17 protein-coding genes are annotated in these 16,474 nt (G+C 73.3%); 8 read left to right on the top strand and 9 right to left on the bottom strand.

The genetic code is table 11. The annotated features are described in order from the left end of the window. Positions 1-36: 36 nt before the first annotated feature. Both ACZ597_RS27640 and ACZ597_RS27635 read right to left on the bottom strand, forming a co-directional pair. Positions 37-1,662 carry a sensor histidine kinase gene (locus tag ACZ597_RS27640; RefSeq protein ID WP_471335357.1) on the bottom strand — a complete coding sequence of 542 codons (1,626 nt, stop codon included), beginning with the start codon at positions 1,660-1,662 and terminating at the stop codon, positions 37-39. Further along, positions 1,659-2,696, bottom strand: a complete 1,038-nt coding sequence (locus ACZ597_RS27635) for a rod shape-determining protein (protein WP_405980805.1) — start codon at positions 2,694-2,696, stop codon at positions 1,659-1,661. Before ACZ597_RS27635 ends, ACZ597_RS27640 begins: the two co-directional genes overlap by 4 nt. Positions 2,697-2,918: 222 nt before the next feature. Between ACZ597_RS27635 and ACZ597_RS27630 the strand changes: the two genes are divergently transcribed. Beyond that, positions 2,919-3,620 (top strand): esterase/lipase family protein, encoded by a 702-nt coding sequence (locus tag ACZ597_RS27630; protein ID WP_471335354.1) that lies wholly within the window; start codon positions 2,919-2,921, stop codon positions 3,618-3,620. A gap of 6 nt (positions 3,621-3,626) precedes the next feature. Here ACZ597_RS27630 and ACZ597_RS27625 read toward each other — a convergent pair whose 3' ends face one another. Next, on the bottom strand, positions 3,627-4,205 hold the full coding sequence (locus ACZ597_RS27625; protein ID WP_471335351.1) for a hypothetical protein: 579 nt from the start codon (positions 4,203-4,205) through the stop codon (positions 3,627-3,629). A gap of 78 nt (positions 4,206-4,283) precedes the next feature. Here ACZ597_RS27625 and ACZ597_RS27620 point away from each other — a divergent pair, with 78 nt between their 5' ends. Next, positions 4,284-4,970, top strand: a complete 687-nt coding sequence (locus tag ACZ597_RS27620) for an SCO2400 family protein (protein ID WP_471335348.1) — start codon at positions 4,284-4,286, stop codon at positions 4,968-4,970. A 105-nt stretch (positions 4,971-5,075) separates the two neighbouring features. Here ACZ597_RS27620 and ACZ597_RS27615 read toward each other — a convergent pair whose 3' ends face one another. Continuing rightward, a complete protein-coding gene (locus ACZ597_RS27615) occupies positions 5,076-5,498 on the bottom strand; it encodes a MarR family winged helix-turn-helix transcriptional regulator (protein WP_427711991.1) in 423 nt (140 codons plus the stop codon). 95 nt (positions 5,499-5,593) lie between these two features. Here ACZ597_RS27615 and ACZ597_RS27610 point away from each other — a divergent pair, with 95 nt between their 5' ends. The 3 genes from ACZ597_RS27610 to ACZ597_RS27600 all read left to right on the top strand — a co-directional run bounded on the left by ACZ597_RS27610 (position 5,594) and on the right by ACZ597_RS27600 (position 8,114). Beyond that, positions 5,594-6,616 carry an NADP-dependent oxidoreductase gene (locus ACZ597_RS27610; RefSeq protein WP_471335345.1) on the top strand — a complete coding sequence of 341 codons (1,023 nt, stop codon included), beginning with the start codon at positions 5,594-5,596 and terminating at the stop codon, positions 6,614-6,616. Positions 6,617-6,681: 65 nt separating this feature from the next. Next, complete coding sequence (locus ACZ597_RS27605) at positions 6,682-7,107, top strand: organic hydroperoxide resistance protein (protein WP_471335342.1); 426 nt, start codon at positions 6,682-6,684, stop codon at positions 7,105-7,107. 77 nt (positions 7,108-7,184) lie between these two features. Further along, positions 7,185-8,114: an EI24 domain-containing protein gene (locus ACZ597_RS27600; protein ID WP_471335339.1), complete on the top strand. Its 930-nt coding sequence runs from the start codon at positions 7,185-7,187 to the stop codon at positions 8,112-8,114. A gap of 6 nt (positions 8,115-8,120) precedes the next feature. Here the strand turns inward: ACZ597_RS27600 and ACZ597_RS27595 are convergent, their stop codons facing one another. Beyond that, positions 8,121-9,011, bottom strand: a complete 891-nt coding sequence (locus ACZ597_RS27595) for an NAD(P)-dependent oxidoreductase (RefSeq protein WP_471335336.1) — start codon at positions 9,009-9,011, stop codon at positions 8,121-8,123. 98 nt (positions 9,012-9,109) lie between these two features. Between ACZ597_RS27595 and ACZ597_RS27590 the strand changes: the two genes are divergently transcribed. Continuing rightward, the gene (locus tag ACZ597_RS27590; protein ID WP_471335626.1) at positions 9,110-9,481 is read left to right on the top strand and encodes a winged helix-turn-helix transcriptional regulator; all 372 of its coding nucleotides are present in this window, start codon (positions 9,110-9,112) and stop codon (positions 9,479-9,481) included. Here ACZ597_RS27590 and ACZ597_RS27585 read toward each other — a convergent pair. Genes ACZ597_RS27585 through ACZ597_RS27575 form a run of 3 tightly spaced genes read right to left on the bottom strand, consistent with a single transcriptional unit; the run spans position 9,456 to position 12,066 of the window. Beyond that, on the bottom strand, positions 9,456-10,172 hold the full coding sequence (locus ACZ597_RS27585) for a carbon-nitrogen hydrolase family protein (protein WP_471335333.1): 717 nt from the start codon (positions 10,170-10,172) through the stop codon (positions 9,456-9,458). The genes ACZ597_RS27590 and ACZ597_RS27585 overlap by 26 nt on opposite strands. Continuing rightward, on the bottom strand, positions 10,169-11,434 hold the full coding sequence (locus ACZ597_RS27580; protein ID WP_471335330.1) for a low temperature requirement protein A: 1,266 nt from the start codon (positions 11,432-11,434) through the stop codon (positions 10,169-10,171). The genes ACZ597_RS27585 and ACZ597_RS27580 overlap by 4 nt, the downstream gene beginning before the upstream one ends. Before the next feature lie 56 nt (positions 11,435-11,490). Continuing rightward, positions 11,491-12,066, bottom strand: a complete 576-nt coding sequence (locus tag ACZ597_RS27575) for a TetR/AcrR family transcriptional regulator (protein ID WP_471335327.1) — start codon at positions 12,064-12,066, stop codon at positions 11,491-11,493. Between the two features lie 103 nt (positions 12,067-12,169). Between ACZ597_RS27575 and ACZ597_RS27570 the strand changes: the two genes are divergently transcribed. Continuing rightward, positions 12,170-14,677 carry a beta-glucosidase gene (locus ACZ597_RS27570; RefSeq protein ID WP_471335325.1) on the top strand — a complete coding sequence of 836 codons (2,508 nt, stop codon included), beginning with the start codon at positions 12,170-12,172 and terminating at the stop codon, positions 14,675-14,677. Between the two features lie 100 nt (positions 14,678-14,777). Here the strand turns inward: ACZ597_RS27570 and ACZ597_RS27565 are convergent, their stop codons facing one another. Continuing rightward, positions 14,778-15,668 carry an SGNH/GDSL hydrolase family protein gene (locus tag ACZ597_RS27565; protein WP_471335322.1) on the bottom strand — a complete coding sequence of 297 codons (891 nt, stop codon included), beginning with the start codon at positions 15,666-15,668 and terminating at the stop codon, positions 14,778-14,780. 248 nt (positions 15,669-15,916) lie between these two features. On the opposite strand from ACZ597_RS27565, the gene ACZ597_RS27560 reads away from it, so the two are divergent. Then, entirely contained in the window at positions 15,917-16,411 is a 495-nt protein-coding gene (locus ACZ597_RS27560; RefSeq protein ID WP_007263912.1) for a DUF3145 domain-containing protein, read from the top strand. The last annotated feature ends 63 nt before the right edge of the window (positions 16,412-16,474 follow it).

The following is a 16,474-nucleotide window of genomic DNA, read 5'->3' as shown; positions in this document are numbered from 1 at the left end:
GGAGATGGCGGGCCCGTGCCGCGAGCCGCGTATCCCCTACAGCCCCGCCTCCCACACCACCGTCGTGCCCCGGGTGCCGGCCTCCGTGTGGCCGTCGTCGGAGACCGTGAGGCGGACGCGGGAGGGGGTGGCGTCGATCTCCACCTCGATCGACGTGACCTCGGTGCGGCGGTGGGCGGCCGCCAGGGCGCTGCGCAGGGTGGACAGCAGGGCCGTGGTGACCGGGTCGGGGAGCAGGGCGTCGACCGCGCCCGCGAAGTGCACGGAGGGCTGGAAGCCGAGCAGGACGGCGGCTCCGCCCGTCTCGCGCAGCACCCGGCCGCGGAAGGTGGTGGGGGCGTCGCTCGGGGGTTGTTGGAGGGCGAAGATGGCGGTGCGGACCTCCTGGATGGTGGAGTCCAGCTCGTCCACCGCCCGGCCCAGTTCCTCCCCGACCTCGTCGCCGGTCCCGTCGCCGGGCCCCTCGCCGGCGGCCGCGTTGGCGGACCGCCGCCGCGTGCTCTCCAGCATCATCTCCGTCGCGAACAGCCGCTGCACCACCAGGTCGTGCAGGTCGCGCGCGATGCGGTCGCGGTCCTCGTAGACGGCGAGCTGCTCGCGGTCGTGCTGCGCGTCCGCCAGGACGAGGGCCAGTGCGGCCTGGGAGGCGAACTGCGAGGCCAGCAGCCGGTCCACCGCGTCGTAGGGCGGTCCGCCCCGGGCCCTCGGCAGGGCGAGGGTGCCGATCAGCTGTCCGCCGCTCTGTAGCGGCAGCATCATGCTCGGCCCGAAGCGTTCCCGTACGTGGGTGGTCATCCGGGGGTCGGTCGCGGAGTCCTCTATGAAGACGGGTTCCCCGCCCAGCAGTTGTTCCAGCACCGGTGAGCCGGGTGCGATGGCGGTCCCGATCAGGTCACCGGGGTCGCCGTGGGTGGAGGCGGCCACGATCTCCATGCCGCCTTCCGGCGTGGGCTGGAGCACCACCCCCGCCGCCGCGTCCGCGAGCAGCCGGGCGCGTTCGGCCACGCACATCAGGGCGTCCGCCGCGGGCCGCCCGGCCAGCAGGGTGGTGGTGACGGCGGCGGCGCCCTCGATCCAGCGCTCCCGCCGGCGCGCGGTCTCGTACAGCCGGGCATTGCCGATCGCTATCCCGGCCTGTGAGGCCAGTACGCGCATCAGCGCGAGGTCCTCGTCCGTGAAGGGTCCGCCGCCGTGCTTCTCGGTGAGGTAGAGGTTGCCGAAGACCTCGGTGTGCACCCGGATCGGCACGCCGAGGAAGCTGCGCATGGGCGGGTGGCCGGGCGGGAAGCCCGCCGAGCGGGGGTCCTTCGTCAGGTCGTCCAGCAGCAGCGGCCGGGGGTCGCTGATCAGTGCGCCGAGCACGCCGGCGCGGCCGTCGGGGAGCCGGGGGATCGCGGCGCGTTCGGCTTCGGTCATCCCGGAGGTGAACAGCTGGGTCAGCCGGACGCGCTCGGGGTCGACGACCCCGAGCGCTCCGTACCGGGCCCCGCACAGGTCGGTGGCGGAGTCCACGACGTGCTGGAGGGTGGTGTGCAGCTCCAGTTCCGAGCCGACGCTGAGCACCGCCTCCAGCAGCACCGGAAGGCTCGACGGCGCACCGGCCCCGCCGGGTCCGGTGGCGTCGTCGGCCCCGGAGGCCCCGGCGGGTCCGTCCAGGGTCATCCGGCCAGCGGGTTGAGGACCATGGGGGCGATCTTTCCTTCCAGCATCGCGCCGAGACCCAGCACGGCACACACGTCGGGCCGTTCGGCGATGGCCACGGGCATTCCGGTGGAGTCGCGCAGCATCTGGTCGAGGCCCGGCAGCAGGGCGCTGCCACCCACCATCATGATCCCCCGGTCCGTCAGGTCGGCGACCAGGTCGGGCGGGCAGTCGCGCAGCACCTTGCCGATGCCGTCGAGTACGGCCGTCAGCGGGGTGTGGATGGCGTCCCGGACGGCGGCGGTGTCCACGTGGACGGAGCGGGCGAGTCCGGTGGCCACGTCACGGCCGTGGATCAGGGTGGAGGCGGGGCCCTCGGGGGTGATGCCGTTGCCGTGCAGGGCCAGCTGGAGGGGGCGTACGGCCTGGCTGGGCAGCATCAGCTCATGGGCGTGGCGCAGGTGCTGGACGACGGCGTGGTCGATGGCCTCGCCGCCGACGGGGATGCGTTCGGCGGTGACGATCGAGCCGAGGGAGAGCACCGCGATCTGGGTGGCCGCAGCTCCGCACACCATGATCATGGTCGCGGTCGGCTGTTCCACGGGCAGGCCGCAGCCGACGGCCGCCGCGATCAGCGTGTCGACCAGTTCGACGCGCCGGGCGCCGAGCCCGACCATGGTCTCCACGGCCGCCCGCTGGGCGAGCGGGTCGGCGTCGTGCGGGGTGCAGCAGGCGGCGCGCAGGCGGGGCTTGCGGCGCAGGGCGCGGCGCAGCTTCTCGCCGAGCAGGTGACGCAGCATCCGCTGGGCCATCTCGATGTCGACGACGGTGCCGCCGGAGACGGGGCGTGCGACGCGGATGTAGTCGGGCGTGCGTCCGGTCATCCGTTCGGCGAAGGTGCCGACGGCGATGAGGGCGCCGGTGCGGGTGTTGACCGCGGCGACGCTGGGCTCGTCGACGACCAGTCCGGCTCCCTTGACGTAGACGCGGGTCCTCGCGGCTCCCAGGTCGACGGCGACGTGGCAACGGCGCAACTGCTCAAGACTGACGGTCACGGCAGATCCTCCCGAGAGCGCTGACGAAGGATGAGACCGGCGGTTGCCGATCGCATTCCATATCTTCTCGGATAAATAGGGCATATCGCCCGTTGGAATGCTCCGGGTGGGGCGTGGCGTACGGGTGAGGGGTGCTGCACGGGGGTGGATTTCTGTACCGACAGGCAGCAGCATGCGCGGACCACCCGCGCTACTCACCCGTAACAAGGTAAAGGGGACCCGATGCTGACGCCCCGCCAGAGGATCCTGGCGTTCCTGACCCTCTGCCTCGCCCTCCTGGCGCCCTTTCCGGCCCAGGCGGCCGCCTCCCGGGCGGCCGACACGCCCGCCGCCCGCAATCCGGTGGTCTTCGTCCACGGTTACAACGCCGACCCGGGGGTCTGGGGGTCGCTGCGCGAGGACCTGAGGGCGGACGGGTACGCGGACTCCGAGCTCTTCTCCTTCGGCTACGACACCCACCAGTCCGTCAACGAGGTGCTCTCCGGCCGCCTCGCCGCCTACGTCGACCAGGTGCGGCAGCGGACCGGCGCCGCGCGCGTGGACATCGTGGGGCACTCCTTCGGATCGCTCGTCAGCCGCTGGTACGTCAGGTACGGCGGCGGCTCCTCGACCGTGGACCACTGGGTCTCGCTGGCCGGCCCCAACCACGGGACGTCCACCGCCTGGGCCTGCGCCCTGTGGGACCAGGCGTGCCGGGACATGACCCCGGGCTCGTACGTGGCGAAGAACCTGGCGGCGGGTGACGAGACCCCGGGTGCGGTCAAGTACGCCACCTTCTGGTCGGAGTGCGACGAGGTGGTCAACCCCGACAGCAGCGTCCCGCTCTCCGGCGCCCTCAACACGCCGGTCGGCTGCCTGAAGCACAACGACCTGCTCGGCGACGACGCCACCTCGGCCGGAGTCCGCGCCTTCCTGCGGTCCTAGACACGCCTAACCCGGCTCCACCCGCTGGAGCAGCCCGTACGTGAACTCCGCCACCAGCGGCTGGCCCGACGCGGTGAACGCGAGCCGCCAGCGCGTCGGCGCCGTGCCCTCCATCGGCCGCGCCGGCGCGAAGGCCCGGGCCACCTCGTCCACCGTCGCCGACCAGGGCAGCAGGTCCCCGGCCGTCTCCAGTACGGGCCCGCGCGCGCCCGGGGCCCGGACCAGCCACTCGTTCCACACCGCCCCGTCCGGCGCGGCCAGCACCTCGAACCGCAGCTCCGGCCACAGCGGCACCGGCCACAGCAGGGCCTCGCACTCCAGGTCCCCGATGCGGCGCCGCTCCGCGGACTCCGGCGGGCCGAGTACCGACCGGTAGCGCGCCAGGGCCCCGCGGGAGCGGGGGGAGCGCACCATCGCCTGCCAGCGCCGGTTGGCCTCCCGCTGCTCCGCGAGCGAGGCGCCCAGGCGCAGCCGGGCCCGCTCGGCGAGGTCGGGCTGGAAGTCCGCCATCCTGCGCAGCAGCACCAGCTGGAAGGCGGCCGGCCCGAAGGCTCCCGGACGCCCCGGACTCGGGGTCGCTGTCATGGACGTAACCATTCCACACAGGATCCTTACGATCCCGGAATGCTTATGTTGCCGGGGACCGCATAGTTTGTGGGCGCCATGAACTACTTCTGCCCCGCCTGTCAGAGGCACCTCAACGGCGCGCTCGCCTGCGCCGGGTGCGGATCCCCGGCCGAGCACCTGGTGGTCGCCGCGCCCAGCGCGCCGACTCCGGGCCCCGAGCCGCAGCCCGCGCTGGCCGAGGTGTTCGCCGATTCGCTCGTCGTGCTGTCGGGCCCGAACGAGGGCCGCGCGGGCACCCGCAAGCGGGCCGCCACCCGCCGCAGACGGGGCCGGGGCGTGCTGGCGCTCGGGCTCGGTCTGGTGCTCGCGACCGGCGGCTCGATAGCCGTGGCCCGGATCGTCGGCGACGACGAGGGCATCGACCGGGCCGACAAGGTGGTGCTGACCGACGACGGGCCCAAACAGCCGGACGCGCTGCCGAGCGTGGGGGGGCCCTCCGTGCCGGCGGTCCTGCCGAAGGCTTCCGGCGGGGTGGCGAAGACGGCCAGGTCCAGCGGGAGCCCGAGCGGGTCCGCGACGCCTTCGGCGAGCGGGAGCGCCTCCGCCTCGGCGGGTACGCCCTCGCAGAAAGCTTCCGGCGGCGGGGTGTCCGTACAGCCGTCCCGGCCGGGGCAGCCCGCGCCGGCCCCCACGGGAACGGCGAAGCCGTCCCCGACGAAGACCAAGCCGGGCAAGCCACAGCCCGAGCCGACTGACACTTGCGTCTTCTGGATCTTCTGCTGACGTGTCCTGACCGGGTCCGGCCTGGTTAGGACCGGGTCTGGTCGCGGGCCGGTCTGGCCGTGGCCGGCCCCGCCGGGCGCTACGCCCGGCCCGCCAGCTCCCGGCTCAGGCCAGCATCCGCCTGAGCAGGTCGCGCAGTGCCGTGCGCTCCTCCTCGGAGAGCCCGGCCAGCGGCTCGCGCGCGAAGTCCAGGGACTCACGCAGCCGCTCCGCGGTCTCGACGCCCTCCTCGGTGGGGGCGGCCAGCTTCACCCGGCGGTCGGCCGGGTCCGGGCGGCGTTCGACCAGGCCGCGGGTCTCCAGCCGGTCGATGATGCCGGTCACGTTCGAGGGCTCGCAGCGCAGCTTCTGCGCGATGCGGCGCATGGGCAGCGGCTCCAGGGACAACAGGTTGAGCACCTTGGCCTGAGCACCGGTGAGCTGGTGGCGGGCGGCCGCCTCCTCGTACTCCATGTGGTAGCGGGCCACGACATCGCCGATGAGCTCGACGACCTCGACGGTCACTGGATCTGCGCGACGACTGGGCATGGCTCCAGAGTAACGGTTTACTTGACAACGTGAAATATCCAGGCGCATGGTTGTTTCACGTTCTGAAGTAAATCTTCGTTCCTCAGGAGTCCTTCATGTCTCAGATCCCCGCCGTCAGCCGCGAGTGGCACCTCGTCCGCCGTCCGCAGGGCTGGCCCGTGGCCGAGGACTTCGCCCTGCGCGAGGTACCCGTCTCCGCCGAGCCCGCCCCCGGCCGGATCCTGGTCCGCAACCTGCACATGTCGGTGGACCCCTACATGCGCGGCCGGATGAACGAGGGCAAGTCCTACATCGCGCCCTTCGAGCTCGACCAGCCGATGCAGGGCGGTGCGGTCGGCGAGGTCGTCGCCTCCGCCGCCGAGGGCTTCCAGGTCGGCGACCACGTCCTGCACCCGCTGGGCTGGCGCGAGTACGCCGATGTGGACGCGCAGCACGCCACCAAGGTCGACGCCTCCCTCGCCCCGCTCTCCGCCTACCTCGGCGTCCTCGGCATGCCGGGTCTGACCGCCTACGCGGGCCTCTTCGAGGTCGCCTCCTTCAAGGAGGGCGACTCCGTCTTCGTCTCCGGCGCCGCGGGTGCGGTGGGCAGCCTCGTCGGCCAGTTCGCGAAGATCAAGGGCGCTTCCCGGGTGATCGGCTCCGCCGGCTCGGACGAGAAGGTGACGCTCCTCACGGAGAAGTACGGCTTCGACGCCGCCTTCAACTACAAGAACGCCCCCGTCGCCGAGCAGCTGCCCGCGGCGGCCCCCACCGGCGTCGACGTCTACTTCGACAACGTCGGCGGCGACCACCTGGAAGCGGCCATCTCCGCCATGAACGTCCACGGCCGCGCCACCCTCTGCGGCGCCATCGCCGGGTACAACGACACCGAGCCCACCCCGGGCCCGCGCAACCTGATGATGGTCATCGGCAAGCGCCTGCGGCTGCAGGGCATCCTCGTCGGCGACCACTACGGACTGCAGCAGCAGTTCGTCAAGGACGTGGCCGGCTGGCTGGCCTCCGGCGAGCTCCGCTACGACGAGACCGTCGTCGAGGGCGTCGAGAACGCCACGGACGCCTTCCTCGGAATGCTGCGCGGGGAGAACACCGGAAAGATGATCGTTTCCTTCTCGGGTTAGGCTCACTCCACGACCGTCGCGATCGTGGGCGCGCATCGCGGCGATTCATCTGGAGGAAGTTCTTCATGTCCATCACGCAGACCGACGTCGCGTACACGGCCGTCGCCACCGCCGAGAACGGCCGTGACGGCCGCGTCGCCACCAACGACGGCCAGCTCGACGTCGTCGTGAACCCGCCGAAGGAGCTCGGCGGCAGCGGCGCCGGCACCAACCCGGAGCAGCTGTTCGCCGCCGGCTACAGCGCCTGCTTCCAGGGTGCCCTCAGCGTCGCCGCCCGCAACGAGAACCTCGACGTCACCGGCTCCACGGTGACCGCCGAGGTCGGCATCGGCAAGAACGACGAGGGCTTCGGCATCATCGTCAAGCTGACGGCCTCGATCCCGAACGTGGACGCCGCCACCGCCAAGGGCCTGGTCGAGAAGGCCGACCAGATCTGCCCGTACTCCAAGGCCACCCGCGGCAACATCACGGTCGAGCTGAACGTCGCCTGACCGCGTCGCAGGCCTCGCGGAGGCCGCACCCCCCGGGGGGTGCGGCCTCCGCCGTACCCGGCCCATAAACTGGCCCCATGCGTGATCTTGCGGGGGGCTTCCGGTACTTGCTGGCCGGACAGAGATGGGTGTTCCGGAACGGCCGCTGGCTGGGCTTCGGCCTGCTGCCGGGCCTCGTCGCGCTGGCGCTGTACGCCGCCGCGCTCGTCGGCCTCCTCTACGGCGCCGACGACTTCGTCCAGTGGGCCACGCCCTTCGCCTCGGACTGGTCCTCGACCTGGCTCCGGCTCTTCCGCGGCTTCCTGACGGCCGTGGTCGTCTCCCTCGGGCTCTTCCTCTCGGTGATCACCTTCACCGCCGTGACCCTGCTGGTCGGGCAGCCCTTCTACGAGTCCCTCTCCGAGCAGGTCGACCGGACCGAGGGCGGCGAGGTCCCCGAGTCGGGGCGCTCGTTCTGGGAGGACCTGTGGATCTCCGCCCGGGACAGCGTGCGGCTGCTGGTGCGGGTGCTGCTGTACGGGATCCTGCTCTTCGCCCTCGGCTTCATCCCGGTGCTCGGGCAGACCGTCGTTCCGGCGATCGGGTTCTGCGTCTCCGGGTTCTTCCTCACCCAGGAGCTCACCTCCGTCGCCCTCCAGCGGCGCCGGGTGGACCTGGCCGAGCAGCTGGTCCTGCTGCGCGGGCGGCGGGCGCAGGCGCTGGGCTTCGGCGTGCCGCTGGTGCTGGCGTTCCTGATCCCGTTCGTCGCGGTGTTCCTGATGCCCGGCGCGGTGGCGGGGGCGACCCTGATGGCGCGGGAGCTGGTCGGCGCGGATTCCTCCGAGGGCGGGGACGAGGACGAGGCCGACGGGGACGGCGGGCAGCAGTACGGCACGGACCCGGCGGCGCCCCAGGGGCCGTACGGGCAGCGGTACGGGCAGGGCCCCTACGGCCAGGCTCCGGGCGCACCCTACGGCCAGACCTCCAACCCCTACGGTCAGGCCCCCAACCCCTACAGCCAGGGCTGACCCGGGCTAACGCCGCCGCAGCAGGGTGATCGCCCCGGCGGTGTCCTCGCCCGCGTGGGCCGCCGGGTCGGCCTCCAGCCGCTCGCGCATCAGGTCCAGGTACGGGCTGAGCAGCTCGGGGCTGACCCCCTGGTCGGCGGCGGTGCGCAGCAGGGTGCCGCTGCCGGCGACCTGCATGGCCAGGTTGGACACCACCCCGGTGGTGAAGTCCCGCGAGGCCAGCCGCTCGGCGGCGGTGCCGACGAAGAAGCCCATCGCGCCCAGCCACTCCGACAGCAGCGGCGCGAGGGACGCGGGTGCGATCTCGCCCTCGATGAGGGCGTAGGCGTGTGAGATCCCGCCGAACAGCCCGTACATCGCGCTGAGCAGCGCCACGTCGTGCAGGGCCGCGTGGCCGGGGTCCTCGCCGACGAAGCGGGCCCCGGCCGGGACCTCCAGGGTCGTGCGGTGGGCGTCGAAGAGGGCGCGGGAGCCGCTGTGGAAGACGTAGGCGCCGGCCTCCGGGACGCCGATCATCGACGGGGTGGCCATGATCCCGGCGTCCACGAACCGGGCGCCGCGTTCCTCGGCCCAGGCCGCCCGGGCGCGTCCCTCGGCCGGGGTGCCGGTGGTGAGGTTGACCAGGTCCTTGCCGGTCAGGTCGATGCCGTCGAGGGTGGCCCCGATGCTGGCGTCGTCGAGCAGGCAGAGCACGACGAGGGTGTTCGCGGCGACGGCCTCGGCGGCGCTCACGGCGACGGCCGCGCCCTCGGCGGCCAGGGCCTCGGCCTTGGCGGCGGTGCGGTTCCAGACGGTCAGGGGGTGCCCGGCGGCGAGCCAGGTGCGGGCCAGGGCGGTGCCCATGTCGCCGAGGCCGAGCAGGGTGAGCGGACGGTTCGTCACGTGTGTGTCGGTCATGCCGTTTAGCCTGGTGGCGGGCGTCGGGTCGCTCAAGTACGCACTTCGGAGTGGGTGGTTACCCCGAGGTGAGCGAGCAGGTGGGAGGGGTGGGCGCGATGGCGGTGGCACGGAGGCCGGGGGCGGATCACTGCGGGATCGCCGCGGCGATGTCGGTGATCGACGGCAAGTGGAAGGTCTCCCTCTTGTGGGAGCTGGAGCGCTGCCCGCGCCGCCGTTTCGGCGAGCTGCGCCGGCTGGTCCCGGGGGTGTCGGAGAAGGTGCTCGCGGCGCAGCTGCGCGAGCTGGAGACCGACGGCATAGTCCACCGCGAGGTGTACGACGAGGTCCCGCCGCGCGTGGAGTACTCCCTGACCCCGCTCGGCGAGGAGCTGAACGGGGCCCTGGAGGCGCTGGGGGAGTGGGGCACGAAGCACCTCCTCCCGGACTCGGCAGGGGAACGGATCAGGCCCGGGGCACCTCGACCGTGACCACGTCCGGGCGGCGGCCGTCGGCCTCGGCCAGCAGCGCACCGCCCGGTGCCCATATGGCCGCCCCGCCGCAGCCCGTCCAGGGGCCCGCCGGGCCGACGTGGTTGGCGAGGACCACGTACAGGCCGTGCTCCTCCGCGATCCCCGGGTGCACGGTCGCCCGCTCGGCGATGCCGTCGCCCGTGCCGTACAGGGAGCTCGCCAGGTGCACCGTGCAGCCGTCGGCGGCGGCCCGGGCGGCCAGTTCCGGGAAGTGGTTGTCGAAGCAGACCCCCAGCGAGAAGCGGATGCCGCCGAGCTCGAAGCGGCCGTCGGCGGTGCCCGGGGCGAAGGCGCCCTGTTCGTGTTGGTAGAGGTGCTGCTTGGCGTACGTCGTCACGTGCGCGCCGTCCGCGTCGTAGACCAGCGTCGCGATGGCGGGCAGCGGCCCGTCGGTGCGCAGGGCGGCGTTGACGGCCACGGCGAGGCCGGCGGAGCGCAGCCCGTCCAGGCGGGGGTCCTCGGCGTCGGCGAGCCACAGGCCGGGGTCGGCGGCGAGGTGCTCCAGCTCGTACCCGGTGAGCGTGAACTCCGGGAACACCACCAGCTCCGCGCCCTGCCCGCGCGCCCGGTCGGCGAGGGCGGCGGCGCTCGCGGAGTTGGCGGTGACGTCGGCGGGGACGCAGGTCAGCTGGGCTGCGGCGATCTTCATGCGCTCAGGATCTCAGCCCCCTCGGGCGCCTCCTGCTCCGGGCCGCCGGGAAGTTGGCCCCGGCGGCGCACCAGGCCCAGCTCCACCAGGTTCAGGGCGGTGACCACGGCGGTCAGCAGCGCGAGCGCCCCGAGGGAGGGCAGCAGCGCGGCCACCGGCAGCAGGGCCAGGACGGCCGCGGCGGCCGCCAGCCGGGTCACCGACCAGGAGCGGAACAGGTGCCAGCGGGTGTAGCCGAAGGTGGCGAGGAAGAGGGCGCAGCCTCCGTACAGCAGGGCGGCGACGCCGAGCGGGAGCCGCGCCCCGGGGTGGGCGACGGCTTCGGCCATGCCGACGGCGACCGCGATGATCGAGGCGATCAGCGAGAGGTGCCCGTAGGAGAGGACCTGCCGGGCCACGTCGGCCCGTACGGCGGCGGTCTCCAGCCCGTGCCGGACGGCTCCGGCGGCCAGGTGGAAGTACACCCACCACAGGCTGCAGACGAGTACGAAGGCCACGGCGACGGCCGTCAGCGAGCCCGCGTCCAGGTCGGGGGAGGTGGCCACCGGGGCGCCGACGGCGACGATCGACTCGCCCAGCGCGATCATGACGAACAGGCCGAACCGTTCGGCGAGGTGGCCCGAGTCGAAGTTCAGCCGGACCATGTTGGCGCGCGTCAGCCGGGGCGCGGCCAGGTCCACGGCGGCGGCCAGGGCCCACAGCCCGACGCGGAGCCCGCCGTCGAGGAAGGCGCCGGCCAGCAGCAGCGGTCCGCTGATCAGTACCGACAGGGTGACCGGGGTGAGTCTCGGGCGCCGGCTGCGGCCGTGGGCGAGGGCGGCGAGCACCAGGCGGGCGCAGAAGTAGGCGCCGGCGAGGAGGATTCCGCGGTCCCCGAAGGCCTCGGGCAGGGCCAGGGCCATCAGCAGGCCGCACAGCCCGGCCGCGAAGAGAGCGATCCGGTTCAGCGGCCGGTCCGCGTCATGGGTGTTGGCGTGGACGGTGTTGCCCACCCACACCCAGTAGACGGGCACGAAGACGATCAGGGCGCGGCCGGTGCCGGCCCAGCCGTGGTCGTGGTGCAGCAGGGCGGAGACCTGGGTGACGGCGAAGACGAGCACCAGGTCGAAGAACAGCTCCGACCAGGCGACCTTCTTCTCAGGCTGCTCAGGCTGCTCAGGCTGCTCAGGCTGCTCGGGGTGCCCGGGCTGACCGGGTTCCTCGTGTTCCCCGGGCTGCTCCCGCGTCCCGGCCCCGTGCCCGGTCGGCTCTCGTGACTCCATCTCGTGTCCCCCCCCACTGGAAGTTCGGGGAAAGGATGCCCGGTCGGGCGGCACGGCTATGCGCCGGGGCCCCTCAGCAGGGTGATGAACGAGCGGAACGCGGCGGGCATGTCCACCGATTCCGGGGCGAGCAGCCATTGGTACTGGAGGCCGTCCATCACCGCCGTCAGCAGCGGAGCGGCCTGCTCCGGTGTGAGGCCGGAGGGGAGGCGGTCGCCGAACTCGGCGCGCAGCAGCGCGGCCATCTCCGCGCGCACCTGCGCGTACCGGTCGGTGAAGAACTCGCGGGCCGGGTGGCCGTCGGTGACGCTCTCGCCGAGCAGGGCCGAGAAGGTCTGCACGATGCCGGGGCGCATGGCGTTGTACTCCACCAGCGATTCCAGCAGGTCCAGGCGCCAGGTGCCGGCGGCGGCGCGCGAGCCGCCTCCGGTGTCCCAGCGGTCGCGCTCCTCCAGGACCGCGACGAGCAGGGCCTCCTTGGAGGGGAAGTAGTGCAGCAGCCCCTGCTGGGTCAGGCCCACGCGTTCGGCCACGGATCCCAGGGAGGCGCCCCGGTAGCCGCGCTCGGCGATCACCTCGACCGCCGCGCGGACGATCTCGCCGCGCCGCTCCTCGCTCTTCGCTCTGGCCATCGCCCGGCACTCCTTCCGCTCACACCTGCCAGCAGGACCGTACGACATGATGACATCACGAAAACATTACAAGACCTACCGCTCTACAGGTAACGGGTCCACGATGGGGGCCATCCGCACCGCACCCGCACGCAATCGACGAGGAGGCACGGCCGTGACCGATGCCGATCAGGTACGCGAAGAGAGCCAGGCCCGCGAGGACGCCGTGGAAGCCGCGCTCGGCAAGCTCGACCTCGACACCAAGGCCCGGCTGCTGGCCGGGCAGGACATGTGGAGCCTGCCCGCCCTCCCCGGGATCGGACTCGGCTCCCTGGTCATGTCCGACGGGCCCATCGGGGTCCGCGGCGTGCGCTGGACCGCCGACGACCCCTCCATCGCCCTGCCCTCCCCGACCGCCCTCGCCGCCTCCTGGGACCCGGACCTCGCCCGCCGCGCCGGCCGGCTGCTCGCCCAGGAGGCCCGCCGCAAGGGCGTCCACGTCCTCCTCGCGCCCACCGTCAACCTGCACCGCTCCCCGCTGGGCGGCCGCCACTTCGAGTGCTACTCCGAGGACCCCTACCTCACCGGCGCCATCGGCAGCGGCTACGTCAACGGGGTCCAGGACGGCGGCGTCGGCACCACCGTCAAGCACTTCGTCGGCAACGACGCCGAGACCGAGCGCTTCACCGTCGACAGCGTCATCGCCCCCCGCCCCCTGCGCGAGGTCTACCTCGCCCCCTTCGAGGCCATCGTCGGGAACGCCCGGCCCTGGGGCATCATGACCGCCTACAACCGGGTCAACGGCACCACCATGACCGAGCACCACCACCTGGTGAACGAGGTCCTGCGCGCCGAGTGGGGCTTCGACGGCTGCAACGTCTCCGACTGGATGGCCGCCCGCTCCACCACCGGGGACGTCCTCGGCGGCCTCGACGTGGCCATGCCCGGCCCGCAGACCGTCTACGGACCCGCCCTCGCCGCCGCCGTCCGCGCCGGGGAGGTCCCCGAGTCCGCCGTCGACACGGCCGTGCGCAACGTACTGCGGCTCGCCGCCCGCGCGGGCCTGCTGGAGGGCGCCCCCGCCGCGGTCGCCCAGCCGCCCGCCCCGCTCGACGGGCAGGCGCTGGCCCGCGAGCTGGCCGCCCGCGGGTTCGTCCTCGTGCGCAACGAAGCCGGCGCCCTGCCGCTGGACGCCGGTCCCGGCCGCACCGTCGCCCTGATCGGTGCCGCCGCCCGCGACGCCCGCGTCCTCGGCGGCGGCTCCGCGACCGTCTTCCCCGAGCGGGTGGTGTCCCCGCTCGACGGGCTCACCGCCGCGCTGCCCGAGGGCGCGCTCACCTTCGCGGTCGGTGCCGACCCGAGCGACGAACTCGTCCCCGCCGGGCAGGGCTTCGAACTGCGCGCCGTCTGCCGGGACGCCTCCGGGGCCGTCATCGGCGAGGGCGGCCTGCCGAGCGGGCAGGTCCAGTGGATCGGCGACGACCTGCCGGCGGGGGCCTCGTACGAGACGATGGCGTCCATCGAGGTCACCGGCACGTACGTGCCGCGCGAGAGCGGCGAGCACGCCTTCGGGACCCGCGGACTCGGCGCCTTCGCCCTCGCCGTCGGCGGCCGCGTCCTGTGGGAGGGCATCCAGGAGATGGGCGACGAGGCCGACCCCTTCGAGGCCTTCTTCGGAGCGCCCAGCGAGCGTGCCAGGGCCGTCCTCAGCGAGGGCGAGCCGGTCGAGGTGTCGCTGACCTACCAGGTCCCCGACATGAGCGCGCTGCCGCTGCGGGCGGTCATGTTCTCCCTGCTCCACCTCGGGCCCCGGCGCGACGCCGACGAGCTGATCGCCGAGGCGGTGGAGGCCGCGCGCACCGCCGACACGGCGGTCGTGGTCGTCGCCACCACCGAGCGGGTGGAGTCCGAGGGCTTCGACCGGGGGGACCTCGCGCTGCCGGGCCGCCAGGACGACCTGGTGCGGGCCGTCGCCGCCGTCAACCCGAACACCGTGGTCGTCGTCAACGCGGGCTCCCCGGTGGAGCTCCCCTGGCGCGGGGACGTCGCCGCCGTGCTGCTGACCTGGTTCCCCGGGCAGGAGGGCGGGGCCGCGCTGGCCGACGTACTCCTCGGCGACGCGGAGCCCGGCGGCCGGCTGCCCACCACCTGGCCCGCCGCGCTCGCCGACGCGCCCGTCACCGAGGTCGTCCCCGCCGAAGGGCGGCTGGAGTACCGCGAGGGGCTGTTCATCGGCTACCGGGCGTACGAGGCCCACGGGGTGGAGCCCGCCTACCCGTTCGGGCACGGCCTCGGCTACACGGACTGGGCGTACGAGTCCCTGGAGGCGGGCCCCGACCGGGTACGGGTCCGGCTCACCAACACCGGGACCCGGCCGGGCCGCGAGGTGGTCCAGGTCTACCTGGCACCCGCCGCCGACCGCGACGGGCGCCCGGCGAGCTGGCTGGCGGGCTTCGCGGGCGTGGAGGCCGGCCCCGGCGAGAGCGTCGAAGCGGAGATCGCGCTGCCCGCCCGGACCTTCGAGATCTGGGACGAGGACGCGCACGGCTGGCGGCGGATCGGCGGCACCTACGAGGTCCGCGCGAGCCGCTCGCACGCCGACACCCGGCTGACCGCCACCCTCGACCTGTGACGGCGGGCCGCCGCGACACGCCGTAGCGCGGAATTGGCCGGAAACAACCCGTGAACCGGGCCGGGGGCGGACCCTGACACCGCTCCCGGCCCCCCGCGCGTCAACGCGGCGGCGCGGCCGCCGTCACCTGTCGGTGCGCGAGTTCCGCGAGCCGCGCCTGCCCGTCCCGGCCCGGGTGGAACCAGTCCCAGTGGCTCAGCTGGTCCGCTCCGAACGGGTACTGGAAGACCGCGCCGCCGTCGTAGCGGCACAACGCGTCGGCCTTGCAGACCTCGCGCAGCACCTCGTTGTACTCGACCACCCGCGCCCGCACCTTCTCCCGGCGGGCGGTGGCCCCCGGCTCGGCCGACAGCGGTTCGGCCAGCATGGACTGACAGATCCCCAGCTTCCAGATCTGCCGTACGAGCGGGTCGTCCTTGCCCTGCTGCCACAGCCGCTGGAGGTCCGGCACCGAGGACACGTACACCTGGGACTCCGGCGACGCGCTCCGCAGGTCCTTCAGGGCGCGCTCGAAATCGGTGCGGAACTCCGCCACCGGGGTCATCGACGAAGGGGTGGGCCGGCAGGCGTCGTTCGAGCCCACCATGACCGTGACCAGGCCGGGCTTGTGCTGGGCCGCCGAGGCCACCTGCCCCGGGAGGTCCGCCATCCGCGAGCCGGTCACCGCGTAGTTCCAGCTGCGCGCGGGCACCTCGGCGTCGCCCAGCAGCCGGGCGGCCAGCGACCGTACGGCGGGATCGCTGCCGGTGGCCCAGGAGACCTCCGGGCAGTCGGCCAGCACGGAACAGGCGTCGAAACCACGGGTGATGGAGTCGCCGACGGCCGCCACCGAGGCGGGCGCGGTGTTCCAGCGCGGCGCGGCCTGCGCCCCCCGCTCGCCGCCGGCCGGCGGGGTGGCGGAGTCACAGCCCGTGACCGCCGCGGCCAGGAGGGCCACCGCCAGGCCCACGGACGTCCGGCGTGCGCGACGGCGGGCGGCGGTGGTGCGCATCGGGTGGTCCTCCCTCGTCGCCCCCGCGCTTCCGGGGGCGTCCTGCTGAGTGAATGCTCTGTGTTTACGGGCCTCGGAGCGACCGTACGTCACACCATGACCCCTGGCGCACGGTAGCTTTTTCCCGTGGCGTTTCGGCCGCAGGTGCCGTAGCGCAATGTCAAATAATTTCCGTTACATTACATCACGTCACATACTGTCCGTTTTCTGGAGTTTATTCCCGACCTCGTCCCACACTGGAGGTCCCGGTGACGACACGTGGAGTTCTGTACGTGCATTCCGCGCCGCGTGCGCTCTGCCCGCACGTGGAATGGGCTGTTGCGGGCGTGCTCGGGGTGCGGGTGAACCTCGACTGGATCAGGCAGCCCGCCTCTCCCGGCACCTGGAGAGCCGAGTTCTCCTGGCAGGCCGAGGCGGGTACCGCCTCGAAACTCGCCTCCGCCCTGCGCGGCTGGCACCTGCTCCGCTTCGAGGTGACCGCCGAGCCCTGCCCCACCGCCGAGGGCGAGCGCTACAGCTCCACCCCGGAGCTGGGCATCTACCACGCCGTCACCGGCATGCACGGGGACATCCTGATCCCCGAGGACCGGCTGCGCGCGGCGCTGGCCCGGTCCGCGCGCGGCGAGACCGACCTGGAGGCGGAGATCGCCAAGCTGCTCGGCAAGCCCTGGGACGACGAACTGGAGCCCTTCCGCTACGCCGGCGAGGGCGCCCCGGTCCGCTGGCTCCACCAGGTGGTCTAGCCGCCCCGCACATGACGAAGGCCCCGCCCGGCAGCTGCCGGGCGGGGCCTTCGTCGTGGTACG

Source organism: Streptomyces sp. NPDC040718, from assembly GCF_055593565.1.
Note: the sequence above shows the minus strand (reverse complement) of the source record. Positions and strands in the feature narration are given on the sequence as shown.